This is a genomic window from Cupriavidus sp. TMH.W2 (genome assembly GCF_050847365.1).
In the GTDB taxonomy this organism is placed as follows: domain Bacteria; phylum Pseudomonadota; class Gammaproteobacteria; order Burkholderiales; family Burkholderiaceae; genus Cupriavidus.
The window spans coordinates 3,540,505-3,554,131 of sequence record NZ_CP193792.1; the positions used below are offsets into that span (position 1 = coordinate 3,540,505).

Consider the following 13,627-nt stretch of genomic DNA (forward strand, 5'->3'; position numbering starts at 1 on the left):
CCTGGATACCCGCTCGGGCGGGTCATGGCGCGCAAGCGCAGACGCGCCAAGCGTACCAGAGCCCCATGACGCTGTCTGCCGCGCCAGCGCGGCGGTGCTGCTTAAAGCAGGTCGTCCAGCAGGTCGGGGCCGAACACCTCGCGCTCGATATGCGCCACCGGCACGCCCGCGCTGACCAGCGCATGGCGCTGCGCCTGCATGAAGCCAAGCGGCCCGCACAGGTAGAAGCGGCCATCGACAAAGCGCTGCAGGTCCGGCTGGCGCAGCAGCTCGGCCACCGGCATGGTGCCGGCGTGGTCATAGTCGCGGCCGGTGACATCGCCGGCTTCCGGGCTCTCGTAGCTGATGTGCACCGCCAGTTCCGGCAGGCGTTCGCGCGCCCATTGCAGGTCGGCACGGTGGGCATGGTAGCGGCCGTTGCGGGCGGCATGGGCGAACAGCACCGGGCGCTGCGAACCCTGCGCGGCCAGCGTGCGCAGCACCGACAGCATCGGTGTGATGCCGATGCCGCCCGACAGCAGCACCAGCGGGCGGCGGCTTTCCAGCACCGGCGTGAACTCGCCGAACGGCGCGCTCACCTTGAGCCCGGTGCCCTCGCGGGCATTGGCGTGCAGCCAGTTGGAGACCGCGCCGGCCGGCGTCGCCTGGTCGCCGTCCTCGCGCTTGACCGAGATGCGCCAGGTCGGCAGCCCGCTCTCGGCAGACAGCGAATACTGGCGCAGCTGGCGCGTGCCGTGGTCCAGGCGCGCCTCGATGCTGATGTACTGGCCCGGGCGGAAGTCGCGCAGCGGCTGGCCGTCGGCGGCGGCCAGCGTGAACGCCACCACCTGGTCGCCCTGCACTTCGCGGCGCACCACCCGCACCGGCGTCAGCTCGCCGGCGGCCACGCCGGTGCGCTGGTACAGCCGCGCCTCGGCGGCGATCAGTTCGCCGGCGAGCAGCCAGTAGGCCTCGTCCCAGGCAGCCAGCAGCGGCGGCGTGGCGGCATCGCCCAGCACCGCGGAGATCGCGCCCAGCAGGTGGCGGCCGACGATCGGGTAATGCGCGGGCGTGATGCCCACGGCCGCGTGCTTGTGGACGATGCGCTCGACCACCGGCCCCAGTGCCGCCGCGTTATCGATGTTGGCCGCATAGGCAAACACGGCCGAGGCCAGCGACTGCTGCTGGCTGCCGTTGGCCTGGTTGCCCATGTTGAACAACTGGGTCAGTTCGGGCCGGTCGGCGAACATCTCGCGGTAGAAATGCGTGGTGATGGCCAGGCCGTGCTCGCGCAGCACGGGCACGCTTGCATCGATAAAGGGGCGGGAAGCAGCGGACAGCATCAGGAATCACTCCGTTTTATTTCATGCAAATTAAATGCATGTTTTAGCTCAACAAAAAACCGGCATACGCCGGCCCGCGCGGACCAGGCCGCTCAGGCCGTACGCCGGTTCAGGAAATCTCGATGCAGGCGGATGATCGACTCGGCCGTCTGGCTGCCGGTGACATCGGCCAGCGTGACGTCGTCCAGCGTGCGGTAGAAAGCCTGCTCGGCCACGTCCAGCGCGCGCTTCAGGCGGCAGTTGCCGCTCAGCGCACAGGGCGGGTTGTCGCAGTCGATCACCGCCTTGTGCCCTTCCAGCTCACGCAGGATGGTGCCGATGGTCAGCCGCCCGGCGCCGGGGCCGAGCTGCAGGCCGCCGTGGCGGCCGCGCGTGGCGCTGATCCAGCCCAGCTTCGACAGCCGCGCCGCCACCTTGACCAGGTGGTTGTGCGAGATGTCGAACTGCTGGCCCACCTCGGCAATGGTGATCGGCCGGGTGCCGTCGCCACGGGCGACGTACATCAGCAGGCGCAGCGCATAGTCGGAGAAGCGGGTCAGTTGCATCGTGGCGTCATCTTAAAAAAGATGCATACAGGATGCAAGTTTATTTTCCGGGCCGAATGACGCCCCGCGCGCTTTGTGATTCGGATCCGACTTTCCCAGGGTCCCGCCCGGCGTGCCCATAAAAGAGTCATAAGGCGCCGGTTATACTGATTGGCGAACCCGGCCCCGCCAGCCCCCTGGCGCGGGTCCCGCCTTTCAAGCAAAGAGGTCCACCAACAATGCGCAGATTCACTACCCAGATCGCCCGCCCCGCCCGTTCCGAGCGCGCCCGCCGCGCGCGCGGCTTCACCCTGATCGAGATCATGGTCGTGATCGTGATCCTCGGCGTGCTGGCGGCACTGGTGGTGCCCAAGATCATGAGCCGCCCGGACGAGGCCCGCATCGTGGCCGCGCGCCAGGACATCTCGTCGATCATGCAGGCGCTCAAGCTGTACCGCCTCGACAACAGCCGCTACCCCACCACCGAGCAGGGCCTGGGCGCGCTGGTAGTCAAGCCCACCACCGAGCCGATCCCGAATAACTGGAAGGGCGGCGGCTACCTGGAAAAACTGCCCAAGGATCCCTGGGGCCATCCGTACCAGTACCTGAACCCCGGCGTGCGCGGCGAGATCGACGTGTTCAGCTACGGTGCCGACGGCCAGGCTGGCGGCACCGGCAACGACGCCGATATCGGCAACTGGGAATAAGCCCAGTCCCGCCGCCACCCTTGCCGCACCCATCATGACCACGGCGCCGCACCGCCGCGCGCCCCGCCAGCGGCGCCGCGGCTTCACGCTGCTGGAGCTGCTGGTGGTCATGGTGATCGCCGGCATCGTGATCTCGCTGGTCGCGGTCAATGCCTCGCCCAACGAGCGCGGCCGCGTGCTCGACGACGGCCAGCGCATCGCGCGGCTGTTCGAACTGGCGCAGGAAGAGGCGCAGCTGGGCGCCCGTCCGATCGCGTGGGAGGGCGATGCCAGCGGCTGGCGCTTCCTGGAGTCAAGCCCCAACGGCTGGATCCCCATGCGCACCGACGTGTTTGCCCCCGGCCACTGGCGCCTGGCGCTGGACCAGGTCATCGTCGCCGAAGGCGGGCGCGCCACCGGCACCAACAGCCCCCCGCGGCTTATCTTCGGGCGCGAGCTGATCGATGCCCCGCAGCGGCTGGTGCTGGTGCGCGGCGATATCCGCGTGGACGTTGCCGGCGACGGCAGCGGCCGCTATTTCGCCAGCACGCCATGACGCACCGCGCTCTCCTTCCCCGACGCCGGCGCGCGCGCGGCTTCACGCTGATCGAAGTGCTGGTGGCACTGACCATCCTGGCCGTGGCGCTGACCGCGGCGATGCGCGCGATGGGCTCGATGGTCGATGCCAGCGCCTCGCTGCAGACCCGCATGCTGGCCGAATGGAGCGCCGAGAACCACCTGGCCTCGCTGCGCCTGGCCAAGACCTGGCCTGAACCCGGCGTCAGCGGCTATACCTGCCCGCAGGGCGGCACGCCGCTGTACTGCGAGCAGTCCGTGTCGGCCACGCCCAACCCGGTTTTCCGCCGCGTCGAGATCGCGGTCTACCCCTCCGCCACCGACAAGTCCGTGCGGCTGGCGTGGCTGGTCACCATTGTCCCCAATGAAACCCGCAACGTGCTCTGAGCGCCGGCGCGGGCGCAGATTCGCCGGCGGCTTCACGCTGCTGGAGATGCTGGTCGCCATCACCCTGCTGGCGGTGATGGCCGTGATCGGCTGGCGCGCGCTGGACAGTCTCACGCGCAGCCGCGAACGGCTGACCGACCACGACGCGCGCCTGGATGCGCTGAAGGTCCTCTACGGCCAGTGGCAGGCCGATTGCGAGCACCTGGCCAGCCCCGTGCTGCTGCAGGCCAGTCCGGTCGAGATCGGCCAGAACCGGGTGCTGCTGGTGCGCGACCGCCGCGACGAAGGCCAGCCGCCGACCTGGCAGGCACTGTCCTACCAGCTAGACGGCAACACGCTGGTGCGCGTGGCCGCACCCCCGGTGGACAGCCGCGCGGCGCTGCAATCATCCCTGCTGGCGCTGCGCCAGGGCGGGGCCAACGGCGCGCAGGTGCGGCGCGTGCTGGCCGACGTCGATAGCATGAGCACGCGTGCGTGGGTGGAGCCCGGCGGCTGGCAGGTCGACAGCAACCGGATCCGCAACGCGCTGTTCAGCGGCAACGCCGCCAGCGCAGTGGCGGCTTCGGCCGCCGGCGCGGCGCTGCCCACCGCCGCGGTGCGCGCAGTGGAGCTGACCATCTTCGCCCGCATGGGCGACGGCGACGCGCCGCGGCAGTTCCAGAAGATCTGCGTGACCGGGCTATGACGCACGCCTGCCGCCAGCCCCGTCCCCTGCCCTTGCGCCGCCAGCGCGGCGCGGCCGTGGTCACCGCGCTGCTGATGGTGACGCTGGCCGTGGTGGTGGTGTCCGGCATGCTGTGGCGGCAGCAGGTGCAGATCCGCGCCATCGAGAACCAGCGGCTGCAGGCCCAGGCCACCTGGATCGAGCGCGCCGCGGTGGACTGGGCGCGGCTGATCCTGCGCGACGACCAGCGCCGCAGCAATGTCGATGAGCTGGGCGAGCCGTGGGCGGTGCCGATCGCCGAGACCCGGCTGTCGGACTTCCTGGGCGCGTCGCTGCGCACCGACGTCGCGGGCGAGACCTCGTTCCTGTCCGGGCGCATCCTGGATGCGCAGGCGCGCCTGAACCTTGCCAACCTGGTGACGTGGTCCGCCACCAGCGGCGACGGCGGCCAGGTCGGGCGCGTGGCAATCATCGACCAGACGGCGCTGGCCGCCTACGGCCGCCTGCTGCAGACCGTGGGCCTGAACCCGTCGCTGGCCGAGACCACCGCGCGCTTCATGCTGCAGGCCGCGCAAGCGGGCGATTCATCCGGCCGGCCGGCGCCGCGCCCGCTCGACAGCGTGCAGGGCCTGCTGGCGCTGCCTGGCTACACGCCTGAAATGGTGGCCGTGCTCGAACCCTTTGTCATCGTGCTGCCCGAGCGCACCCTGGTCAACGCCAATACCGCTGACGCCGAAGTGCTGGCAGCCGTGATCGACAAGCTGCCGCTGGAGCGCGCGCGCGAGCTGGTGCGCCAGCGCGACCGCGCCTACTTCAACAACATCGGCAACCTGCAGAACCAGCTGGCCGCCGTGGCGCCGCAGGCCAGCACCGCCAACCTCGGCAACCTGTTCGATGTGCGCACGCATTACTTCCTGGTCTACGGGCTGGTGCGGCATGAGCGCGCCAGCCGGCTGCAGGTGTCGCTGATCTTTCGCGGCGAACCGCTCGGTGCGGCCAACACCACCCGCGTGATCTGGATCCAGGATGCGGACCGGCTGCCGGACCTGCGCTGAACCATGGCAACGCGGTCTGGCGCACATATGAAAGCCGCACGTCCGGGCAGCCGGGGAGAATGGTATTGACGCGATTTAGTCACGCAGGCAAGGTATGCTGCGGCGCTGGCGCGAGCGTGGCACCAGCCCACCCGCCGCGGCACGGCCTCACAGGCCGCCCGACGGCATCCCCGCACCCCGGCAGGCTGCCAGCGCCGGGGCGATCCGGGGCGCAACCCCACGGGCCATGCGCCTTATCGAGCCGTTCTACTGAAGCCTGAGCAAGGACATCTTGAGCACCACCCTGTACGTCCGCCTGCCGCACCGGCCGCACGACCAGCCGCAACCGTGGCAGTTCGGCGCCCTGCCGTTCGCGCTGGTGCGCACGGCCCTGGCCGACCCCGCACGGCGCGGCCAGGCTCGTGCTGCGCCAGAAGTGTTGCGAGAAGGCCACGCCCGTATCGCCGACTTGCCGGCGGCCGAGCGCCTGGTGCTGATCCTGGCCGCCAGCGACGTGCTGCTGACCAGCGCCAGCGTGCCGCCGCTGCCGCCCGCGCGTTTGAAACTGGCGCTGCCCAACCTGGTCGAGGATGCGCTTGCCACCGACGCGCAGCCATGCCATATCGGCATTGGTCCCGCGCTCGACGGCAGCACCCCTGCCCGTGGGCCGCGCGGGCCTCGCCAGCGCCTGCTGATGGTGGCCGACCGCGCCTGGCTGCGCGCGGTGCTGGATGCCTTCGCCGAACACCAGCATCGCCGCCGCCATGTGCTGGCCGCGCAGCTGTGCGTGCCGCTGGCCGCGGTTGCCGAAGCAGAAGCCGGCGCCGAGCCGACGCTCGCGCCGGCCGACGATCTGCCGGCACCGGCCCAGCCCGCCACCCTGGTGGTCGAAGCCGCCGCCAGCGAGCTGGCCCGAAATGGCGAGCTGAGCGATGCCATAGGCGGCGAGTTGCCGGCCACCGCAGCCAGCACCGCGCGCCAGTGGCAGCTGACCGTGCGCACCAGTGCGCATGCCGGCTACGGCCTGCTGCTGGGCGACGACGCCCTGGCCGCCTGGCAGGCGCTTGCCCCGGACGGCACCTGGTATGCCGATGCCGACGCCGCCGCGATGGCGCCGGTGCCCGGTCTGCGCCAGGCCGCCCGTGCCGGCTGGCGCCTGTGGATCGACGGTGCGCAGGACTGCCTGCGCGAGCCGGCGCTGGACCTGGCACAGTTTGAGTTCGCGCAGGGCCGCGCCGACCGCTGGAACCTGGTGGCATGGCGCCTGCCGCTGGCGCTGCTGGCCGGCATCGTGCTGGTCCAGATCATCGGCATGAACACACACTGGCTGCTGCTGCGCAACGAGCAGCAGCGGCTGGAAGCCGCGCAGCTGCAGACGCTGCGTGGCGCCTTCCCGCAGATCCAGACGGTGCTCGATGCACCGCTGCAGATGCGCCGGCAGGTGGAGCAGCTGCGCATCGCCAGCGGCCGCAGCACCCCGGAAGATTTCCTGCCGCTGGCCGACCGCTTCGCCCAGGCCGCGCGCCGGCTGCCGCCCGACGGGCTGCAGGCGCTGGAGTACCGCGGCCGCGTGCTGGTGGTGACGCTCAAGCCCGGCACGGACACGGCCGGCCTGCGCAATGCGGCAAGCCAGGCAGGACTGCAGATGGAAGAAGACAAGGCCGGCAACGCGTCAGGCAGCACTGGCACCAGTGCCGGGACGCCTGTGACACCCGGCTCGCGCTGGACCATCAAGCCCGGCCTGTAACCGGCGCACGCGCAACATGAACCCATTGAAAGACTCTGCCCGCAGCCAGACGCCACGCGCCAGCAGGCCCGGCGCGACCTCGGCAGCCTCCAGCCTGCGCGCGCGCCTGGCGCGGCTGCGCCCGTCCGTGCCGCAGGCGTGGCAGGAACACTTCAACGCCTTCTGGTCGGCGCGCAACCCGCGCGAGCAGGCCATCCTGGCCGGCGGCGGCGCGGTGCTGGCGCTGGTGGTCGGCTACCTGCTGCTGTGGGAGCCGGCCGCCGACGGCCGCGAGCGGGTGGCGCGCAACCTGCCCAAGCTGCGTGCCGACCTGGCCGAAATGGAAACGCTGGCGCAGGAAGCCCGCGGCATGAAGGCCTCGCCCGCGCCGTCCCTGCGCGGCGACGCGCTGACGCAGGCGCTGCAGGACAGCCTGGGCCAGTACGGCCTGAAGGCAACGCGGCTGGCCGCCGGCGCCGACAACAGCGTGCAGGTGCAGCTGGACAAGGTGCCCTTCGGCGCGGTCAGCAGCTGGCTGCAGGACGTGCGCCAGCAGCAGCGCATGAAGGTGGTCGATGCCCGCATCGTCTATGTCGGCGCCACGGCGCTGGTGAACGTCACCGCGACCCTGCAGGGTCCGGGCGGACGCAGCTGATGGTACGGCTGGAAACCCTGCGCCTGCCGCGCCGCGCGCTGCGCCAGCCGGCCACGTGGCGGCGCCTGCGCTGGCTCGGCCTGGGCCTGGCGAGCGCCGCGGTGACCACGGTGGCAATGCTGCCGGCGACCTGGATCGCCGCGCGCGTGGCCGCGCAGACGCAGGGGCGGGTGCTGCTGGCCGATGCCAGCGGCTCGCTGTGGCATGGCAGCGCCACGCTGGCACTGTCTGCCGGCGCCGGCAGCCAGACTGCCACCGTGCTGCCTGGCAGGCTGCAATGGACGCTGGCGTTCTGGCCGCTGCTGACTGGCCGGGCACGGGTGGTGCTGAGCCACTCCGAGGCCATGGCCGCGCCGGTGGCCGTCACCGCGACGCCGCTGGGCTGGACCGCGCAGTCCGGCGCCATCCGGCTGCCCGCGTCGCTGCTGGAAGGCGTTGGCGCGCCGTTCAACACGCTGCGCCCGGACGGGCTGATGCGCGTGGACTGGTCCACGCTGCAGGGACGGTTTTCGGGCACGGGCATGAGCGGCCATATGACGCTGCGCATCGAGCAGGTGTCGGCCGCGGTCAGCCGGCTGCGCCCGCTGGGCAGCTACCGCGCGGAGATCGACTGGACCGGCGAAGGCGGCGGCAAGCTGCAACTGAGCACCATCGCGGGCCCGCTGTACCTGGAGGGCAGCGGCACGCTCGGGCGGCAGGCGCGCTTCGAAGGCACCGCCCACGCCGAACCCGAAGCGGCGACGCAGCTGACCAGCCTGCTGAGCCTGCTGGGACGACGAGACAACAATGTGACCAGGCTGCAGTTCTGATGCCACGCAGATCGCACAGCCCACGGAAATGACTATGAAAACCCACGCCAACCGACCTGTTTTCCAGACCGCCTGCGCCCGCGCCGTGGCCCTGCTGTGCGGGCTCTCCCTGCTGGCGCCCGCACCGCTGTGGGCTCAGCCCGGGGCGCGCACCGGCACGCCGCCCGCGCCGCCGGACGTGACCCCGGCCAACCGCGACCAGGTGGTGCTGAACTTCGTCAACGCCGATCTCGAATCGGTGATCAAGGCGGTCGGCCAGGCCACCGGCAAGAACTTCGTGATCGACCCGCGCGTGAAGGGCACGGTCAACCTGGTCACCGAGCAGCCGGTGTCGCGCGCGCAGGCGCTGCAGACGCTGGGTTCGGTGCTGCGCATGCAGGGCTATGCCATGGTCGAGAGCAACGGCTTCACCAAGGTGGTGCCCGAAGCCGATGCCAAGCTGCAGGGCTCGCCCACCGTGATCGGCGGCAGCGCCAGCCGCGGCGACCAGGTGGTGACGCAGGTGTTCCGGCTGAACTATGAATCGGCCAACAACCTGGTGCCGGTGCTGCGGCCGATGATCGCGCCCAACAACACCATCACCGCCTACCCGGCCAACAACACGCTGGTCATCACCGACTACGCCGACAACCTGCGCCGGATCGCGCGCATCATCGCCGCGGTCGATGCGCCGGCCTCGGGCGAGGTCGAACTGGTGCCGCTCAAGTACGCCCTGGCCAGCGATACCGCGGCCGTGCTGCAGAAGCTGCTCGACCCCGGCGCCGCGGGCGCCGCCGGCGGCGGCGCGCCGGGCGTGGACGCCAGCCTGCGCACCTCGGTGGTGGCGGAGCCGCGCAGCAATTCGCTGATGATCCGCGCCACCAGCCGCGCGCGCCTGCAGCAGGCGCGCCATCTGATCGAGAAGCTCGACCAGCCCTATGCGCGCCCGGGCAATATCTGGGTGGTGCCGCTGAAGAATGCCGATGCGGTCAAGCTGGCAGCCACGCTGCGCGCCATCGTCGCCGCCGACAGCAGCTTTGCCAGCACCACCCAGCCTGGCGGACAGGCCGGCGGCGTTGGCGGCGCGGCAGGCCTGACCAATGTCTCGACGCCCACGGGAGGGCAGTTCACCGGCGGCGCCACCGCCACCCAGACCAGCATGCGCGGCGGCACCGGCAGCAGCGGCTCGGGCGGGGCCTATGGCAACTCGGCCTTTGCCGCGTCGTTCGGCACCAATACCCAGCCGACCACCGGCGGCATCATCCAGGCCGATGCCTCCACCAACTCGCTGATCATCACCGCCAGCGAGCCGGTCTACCGCAACCTGCGCGGCGTGATCGACGACCTCGACGCGCGCCGCGCGCAAGTCTATATCGAATCGATGATCGTTGAGGTCACGGCCACCCAGGCGAGCCAGCTCGGCATCCAGTGGCAGGGCCTGCTCACCTCGCCGGGCCACAACACCAACGTCTTTGCCGGCACCAACTTCGGCACCGGCGGGCAGAACATCCTGAACCTGTCGCTGGCCGGCGCGCTGTACAACAGCAACCACACCGCCGGCATCGCCGCGGCGCAGGGGCTGGTGCAGGACGTGGGCGGACTGAACCTGGGCATCGTCAACAAGGCGCTGGGCCTGGGCGCGCTGCTGCGCGCGCTGGGCACCAACGGCAGCGTCAACCTGCTGTCCACGCCGAACCTGATCACGCTGGAGAACGAGGAAGCCAAGATCCTGATCGGCCAGAACATCCCGATCACCACCGGCTCCTATGCCCAGACCGGTGCCGCTGCCTCGGTCACGCCGTTCCAGACCTTCGACCGCAAGGACGTGGGCATCACGCTGCGCGTGAAGCCGCAGATCACCGACGGCGGGCTGGTGAAGATGCAGATCTTCCAGGAATCGTCATCGGTGGTGCAGTCGACCGCCAACCTGATCCAGGGCCCGACCACCAACGTGCGCTCGATCGAGACCAATGTGCTGGTCGACGACGGCCAGATCATCGTGCTGGGGGGCCTGATCGAGGACTCCTATGGCGACGGCGTGCAGAAGGTGCCGCTGCTGGGCGATATCCCGTGGATCGGCGGCCTGTTCCGCTACGAGAACAAGAACCGCTCCAAGACCAACCTGCTGGTGTTCCTGCGCCCCTATGTGATGCGCACGGCAGGCGCCGCCGAGCGCCTGACGCAGGACCGCTACGACTATATGCGCGGGCAGCAGCAGGAGTTTGTTTCGCCTAACGTCATGGTGCGCGACACCAATACGCCGTTGCTGCCACCGGCCGACGCGCCGACCACGCCGTTCGTCGATCCGCGCTCGAACGGCCCGGTTGCCGGCCCGTTGCCCCTGCCGCAGAGTGCCCCGCAGCCGGGCCAGCCACAGCCCGAGCAGCAGGTGCCTCAGCCAGCGCCGCAGCCGCTGAACCAGCGCGGTGAATCCGCGCTCCCGAACTGAGCCCCGACATGGCCAGCGAAGTCCAAACCGCCCTTCCCGCCGGCGCCAATGCGCAGGCCGAGACTCTGGAGCCGCCCTCGCCGATGGCGGCTCGGCTGGTCTCATACGGCTTTGCGCGCGAGGCGCCGCTGCTGATCGCGCACCAGCGCCCCGACGGGCTGGAAGTGTGGGTAAGCCGCGCCACCTCGCCGACGGCGCTGGCCGAAGTCGCGCGCGTGCACGGCGCGCTGCGCCTGCGCGTGCTGGAACCCGAGGCGCTGGAGCGCGCCATGTCCGACGCCTACCACCGCCAGGACGGCAGCGCCGCGCAGGTGGTGGGCGAAGTCGAGGGCGAGGTCGACCTGTCGCGCCTGATGCAGGACATCCCTGCGGTGGAAGACCTGCTGGAATCCGAAGACGACGCGCCGATCATCCGCATGATCAATGCGCTGCTGACGCAGGCGGCGCGCGAAGGCGCATCGGATATCCATATCGAGCCGTTCGAATCGTCGTCGGTGGTGCGCTTCCGCGTGGACGGCACGCTGCGCGACGTGGTGCGGCCCAAGAAGGCACTGCACGGCGCGCTGATCTCGCGCATCAAGATCATGGCGCAGCTCGACATTGCCGAGAAACGCCTGCCGCAGGACGGCCGCATCACGCTGCGCGTGGGCGGGCGCCCGGTGGACGTGCGGGTCTCGACCCTGCCCACCGGCCACGGCGAGCGCGCGGTGCTGCGCCTGCTGGACAAGGAAGCCGGCCGCCTGGACCTGGCCAGGCTGGGCATGGCGCCCGGCACGCTGCGCGGCTTCGACCACCTGATCCGCCAGCCGCACGGCATCGTGCTGGTGACCGGGCCGACCGGCTCGGGCAAGACCACCACGCTGTATGCCGCGCTGTCGCGGCTGGATTCGCGCTCCACCAACATCATGACGGTGGAAGATCCGATCGAATATGACCTGGACGGCATCGGCCAGACCCAGGTCAATGCGCGCATCGACATGACCTTCGGCAAGGCCCTGCGCGCGATCCTGCGCCAGGACCCGGACGTGGTCATGATCGGCGAAATCCGCGACCTGGAAACGGCGCAGATCGCGGTGCAGGCCTCGCTGACCGGCCACCTGGTGCTGGCCACGCTGCACACCAACGACTCGGCCTCGGCGGTGACGCGGCTGGTCGACATGGGCATCGAGCCGTTCCTGCTGTCGTCGTCTCTGCTGGGGGTGCTGGCGCAGCGGCTGGTACGGCGCCTGTGCCCGCATTGCAAGCGCGAGGAAGTGATCGAGGTCACGCCCGCCGAGTCCGACGTGCTGCTCGCGCAGGGCAAACCGCTGCAGGCCGTGTGGCATCCGGTGGGCTGCGACAAGTGCGCCCAGTCGGGCTACCAGGGCCGCATGGGCGTGTATGAGCTGCTCACGGTCGATGACGAGATCCGCACCATGATCCACCGGCAGGCGCCGGAGTCGGAAATCAAGCAGGTGGCGCTCGCGCAGGGCATGCACACCATGCGCGGCGACGCGCAGCGCTGGGTCGACAGCGGCGCGACCTCGCTCGAGGAAGTGCTGCGCGTGACGCGCGACTAAGGCGGAGCCGCCCCGATGCCAGCTTTTCGCTATGAAGCCGCCGACGCCGCCGGCAAGACCGACCGCGGCGTGATCGAGGCCGACAGCCCGCGCCAGGCGCGCACGCAGCTGCGCGCGCGCGGGCTGACGCCGCTGACGGTCGACCCGCTGGCCGGCGCCGGCCTGGCCCCGCGCAGTGGCCGCCAGCTGTTCGCGCGCAGGCTGTCGACGCAGGAGCAGGCGCTGTTCACGCGACAGCTGGCCAGCCTGATCGTGGCCGGCCTGCCGCTGGACGAGGCGCTGGGGGCACTGGCCGACCAGGCCGAGCGCGCCTACGTGCATGAACTGCTGGCCGGCATCCGCGCCGAGGTGATGGGCGGCAGCTCGCTGTCAGTGGCACTGGCGCAGCACCCGCGCGACTTCCCCGATATCTACCGCGCGCTGGTCTCGGCCGGCGAGCATTCCGGCCACCTGGGAGTGGTGCTGGAGCGGCTGGCGGGCTATATCGAATCGCGCAACACGCTGACTGCCAAGATCCGGCTGGCCTTTACCTACCCGGCCATCGTTACGGTAGTGGCGTTCGCGATCGTAATCTTCCTGCTGTCGTACGTGGTGCCGCAGGTGGTGAGCGTGTTTGCCAATACCAAGCAGAAGCTGCCGACGCTGACCATCGTCATGCTGTGGCTGTCGGACTTCGTGCGCAACTGGTGGTGGGCCGCGCTGGCGGTGATCGTGGTGGTTGCTTTCGGCATCCGCCGGCTGCTGCGCCAGCCCGCGGTGCGGCTCGAATGGCACCGCTGGCTGCTGACCGCGCCGCTGGTGGGCAAGCTGGTGCGCGGCTACAACACCGCGCGCTTCGCCGGCACGCTGGCGATCCTGGTGTCGGCGGGCGTGCCGATCCTGCGCAGCCTGCAGGCCGCCGGCGAGACCCTGACCAACGAGGCGCTGCGCGCCAATGTGGAAGACGCCAACACGCGCGTGCGCGAAGGCGCCTCGCTGGCGCGCGCGCTGGCGGCGCAGAACCAGTTCCCGCCGGTGCTGGTGCACCTGATCCGCTCGGGCGAAGCCACCGGCAACCTGCCGATCATGCTCGACCGCGCCGCGCAGAGCGAAGCACAGGAGCTGGAACGCCGCACGCTGTTCCTGACCAGCTTGCTGGAGCCGCTGCTGATCCTGACCATGGGCGTGGTGGTGCTGCTGATCGTGCTGGCGGTGTTGATGCCGATTATCGAGATCAATCAGCTGGTGCGGTAAGGACCGCGGCAACGAAAAAAACGC

General features: G+C 70.4%; 13 protein-coding genes. 11 read left to right on the forward strand and 2 right to left on the reverse strand.

Translation table 11 applies throughout. From position 1 onward, the window contains the following. Positions 1-101: 101 nt before the first annotated feature. Positions 102-1,322: an NO-inducible flavohemoprotein gene (gene hmpA, locus ACREYQ_RS16325; RefSeq protein WP_432258548.1), complete on the reverse strand. Its 1,221-nt coding sequence runs from the start codon at positions 1,320-1,322 to the stop codon at positions 102-104. Between the two features lie 92 nt (positions 1,323-1,414). Then, positions 1,415-1,867, reverse strand: coding sequence for an RrF2 family transcriptional regulator (locus ACREYQ_RS16330; protein ID WP_432258549.1), 453 nt, complete (start codon positions 1,865-1,867; stop codon positions 1,415-1,417). Positions 1,868-2,085: 218 nt separating this feature from the next. Between ACREYQ_RS16330 and gspG the strand changes: the two genes are divergently transcribed. The 11 genes from gspG to gspF all read left to right on the forward strand — a co-directional run bounded on the left by gspG (position 2,086) and on the right by gspF (position 13,603). After that, positions 2,086-2,553 carry a type II secretion system major pseudopilin GspG gene (gene gspG / locus ACREYQ_RS16335; protein ID WP_432258550.1) on the forward strand — a complete coding sequence of 156 codons (468 nt, stop codon included), beginning with the start codon at positions 2,086-2,088 and terminating at the stop codon, positions 2,551-2,553. A 34-nt stretch (positions 2,554-2,587) separates the two neighbouring features. Further along, the gene (locus ACREYQ_RS16340) at positions 2,588-3,088 is read left to right on the forward strand and encodes a GspH/FimT family pseudopilin (protein WP_078198187.1); all 501 of its coding nucleotides are present in this window, start codon (positions 2,588-2,590) and stop codon (positions 3,086-3,088) included. Next, positions 3,085-3,495, forward strand: a complete 411-nt coding sequence (gene gspI, locus ACREYQ_RS16345; RefSeq protein ID WP_432258551.1) for a type II secretion system minor pseudopilin GspI — start codon at positions 3,085-3,087, stop codon at positions 3,493-3,495. The genes ACREYQ_RS16340 and gspI overlap by 4 nt, the downstream gene beginning before the upstream one ends. After that, positions 3,473-4,180, forward strand: coding sequence for a PulJ/GspJ family protein (locus ACREYQ_RS16350; RefSeq protein ID WP_432258552.1), 708 nt, complete (start codon positions 3,473-3,475; stop codon positions 4,178-4,180). Before gspI ends, ACREYQ_RS16350 begins: the two co-directional genes overlap by 23 nt. Further along, positions 4,177-5,214, forward strand: coding sequence for a type II secretion system minor pseudopilin GspK (gene gspK / locus ACREYQ_RS16355; RefSeq protein ID WP_432258553.1), 1,038 nt, complete (start codon positions 4,177-4,179; stop codon positions 5,212-5,214). The genes ACREYQ_RS16350 and gspK overlap by 4 nt, the downstream gene beginning before the upstream one ends. A 271-nt stretch (positions 5,215-5,485) precedes the next feature. Then, on the forward strand, positions 5,486-6,940 hold the full coding sequence (gene gspL, locus ACREYQ_RS16360) for a type II secretion system protein GspL (RefSeq protein ID WP_432258554.1): 1,455 nt from the start codon (positions 5,486-5,488) through the stop codon (positions 6,938-6,940). 16 nt (positions 6,941-6,956) lie between these two features. Next, complete coding sequence (locus tag ACREYQ_RS16365; RefSeq protein ID WP_432258555.1) at positions 6,957-7,574, forward strand: type II secretion system protein M; 618 nt, start codon at positions 6,957-6,959, stop codon at positions 7,572-7,574. Next, positions 7,574-8,383: a type II secretion system protein N gene (gspN, locus tag ACREYQ_RS16370; RefSeq protein ID WP_432258556.1), complete on the forward strand. Its 810-nt coding sequence runs from the start codon at positions 7,574-7,576 to the stop codon at positions 8,381-8,383. Before ACREYQ_RS16365 ends, gspN begins: the two co-directional genes overlap by 1 nt. A 34-nt stretch (positions 8,384-8,417) precedes the next feature. Continuing rightward, complete coding sequence (gene gspD, locus ACREYQ_RS16375; RefSeq protein ID WP_432258557.1) at positions 8,418-10,811, forward strand: type II secretion system secretin GspD; 2,394 nt, start codon at positions 8,418-8,420, stop codon at positions 10,809-10,811. A gap of 8 nt (positions 10,812-10,819) precedes the next feature. After that, the gene (gene gspE, locus ACREYQ_RS16380; protein ID WP_432258558.1) at positions 10,820-12,370 is read left to right on the forward strand and encodes a type II secretion system ATPase GspE; all 1,551 of its coding nucleotides are present in this window, start codon (positions 10,820-10,822) and stop codon (positions 12,368-12,370) included. Positions 12,371-12,385: 15 nt separating this feature from the next. Then, positions 12,386-13,603 (forward strand): type II secretion system inner membrane protein GspF, encoded by a 1,218-nt coding sequence (gene gspF, locus ACREYQ_RS16385; protein WP_432258559.1) that lies wholly within the window; start codon positions 12,386-12,388, stop codon positions 13,601-13,603. Positions 13,604-13,627: the final 24 nt, after the last annotated feature.

Coding starts and splice junctions, on each gene's coding strand:
- hmpA (WP_432258548.1), bottom strand. CDS start 1,322: ATGCTGTCCGCTGCTTCCCGCCCCTTTATCGATGCAAGCGTGCCCGTG.
- ACREYQ_RS16330 (WP_432258549.1), bottom strand. CDS start 1,867: ATGCAACTGACCCGCTTCTCCGACTATGCGCTGCGCCTGCTGATGTAC.
- gspG (WP_432258550.1), top strand. CDS start 2,086: ATGCGCAGATTCACTACCCAGATCGCCCGCCCCGCCCGTTCCGAGCGC.
- ACREYQ_RS16340 (WP_078198187.1), top strand. CDS start 2,588: ATGACCACGGCGCCGCACCGCCGCGCGCCCCGCCAGCGGCGCCGCGGC.
- gspI (WP_432258551.1), top strand. CDS start 3,085: ATGACGCACCGCGCTCTCCTTCCCCGACGCCGGCGCGCGCGCGGCTTC.
- ACREYQ_RS16350 (WP_432258552.1), top strand. CDS start 3,473: ATGAAACCCGCAACGTGCTCTGAGCGCCGGCGCGGGCGCAGATTCGCC.
- gspK (WP_432258553.1), top strand. CDS start 4,177: ATGACGCACGCCTGCCGCCAGCCCCGTCCCCTGCCCTTGCGCCGCCAG.
- ACREYQ_RS16365 (WP_432258555.1), top strand. CDS start 6,957: ATGAACCCATTGAAAGACTCTGCCCGCAGCCAGACGCCACGCGCCAGC.
- gspN (WP_432258556.1), top strand. CDS start 7,574: ATGGTACGGCTGGAAACCCTGCGCCTGCCGCGCCGCGCGCTGCGCCAG.
- gspD (WP_432258557.1), top strand. CDS start 8,418: ATGAAAACCCACGCCAACCGACCTGTTTTCCAGACCGCCTGCGCCCGC.
- gspE (WP_432258558.1), top strand. CDS start 10,820: ATGGCCAGCGAAGTCCAAACCGCCCTTCCCGCCGGCGCCAATGCGCAG.
- gspF (WP_432258559.1), top strand. CDS start 12,386: ATGCCAGCTTTTCGCTATGAAGCCGCCGACGCCGCCGGCAAGACCGAC.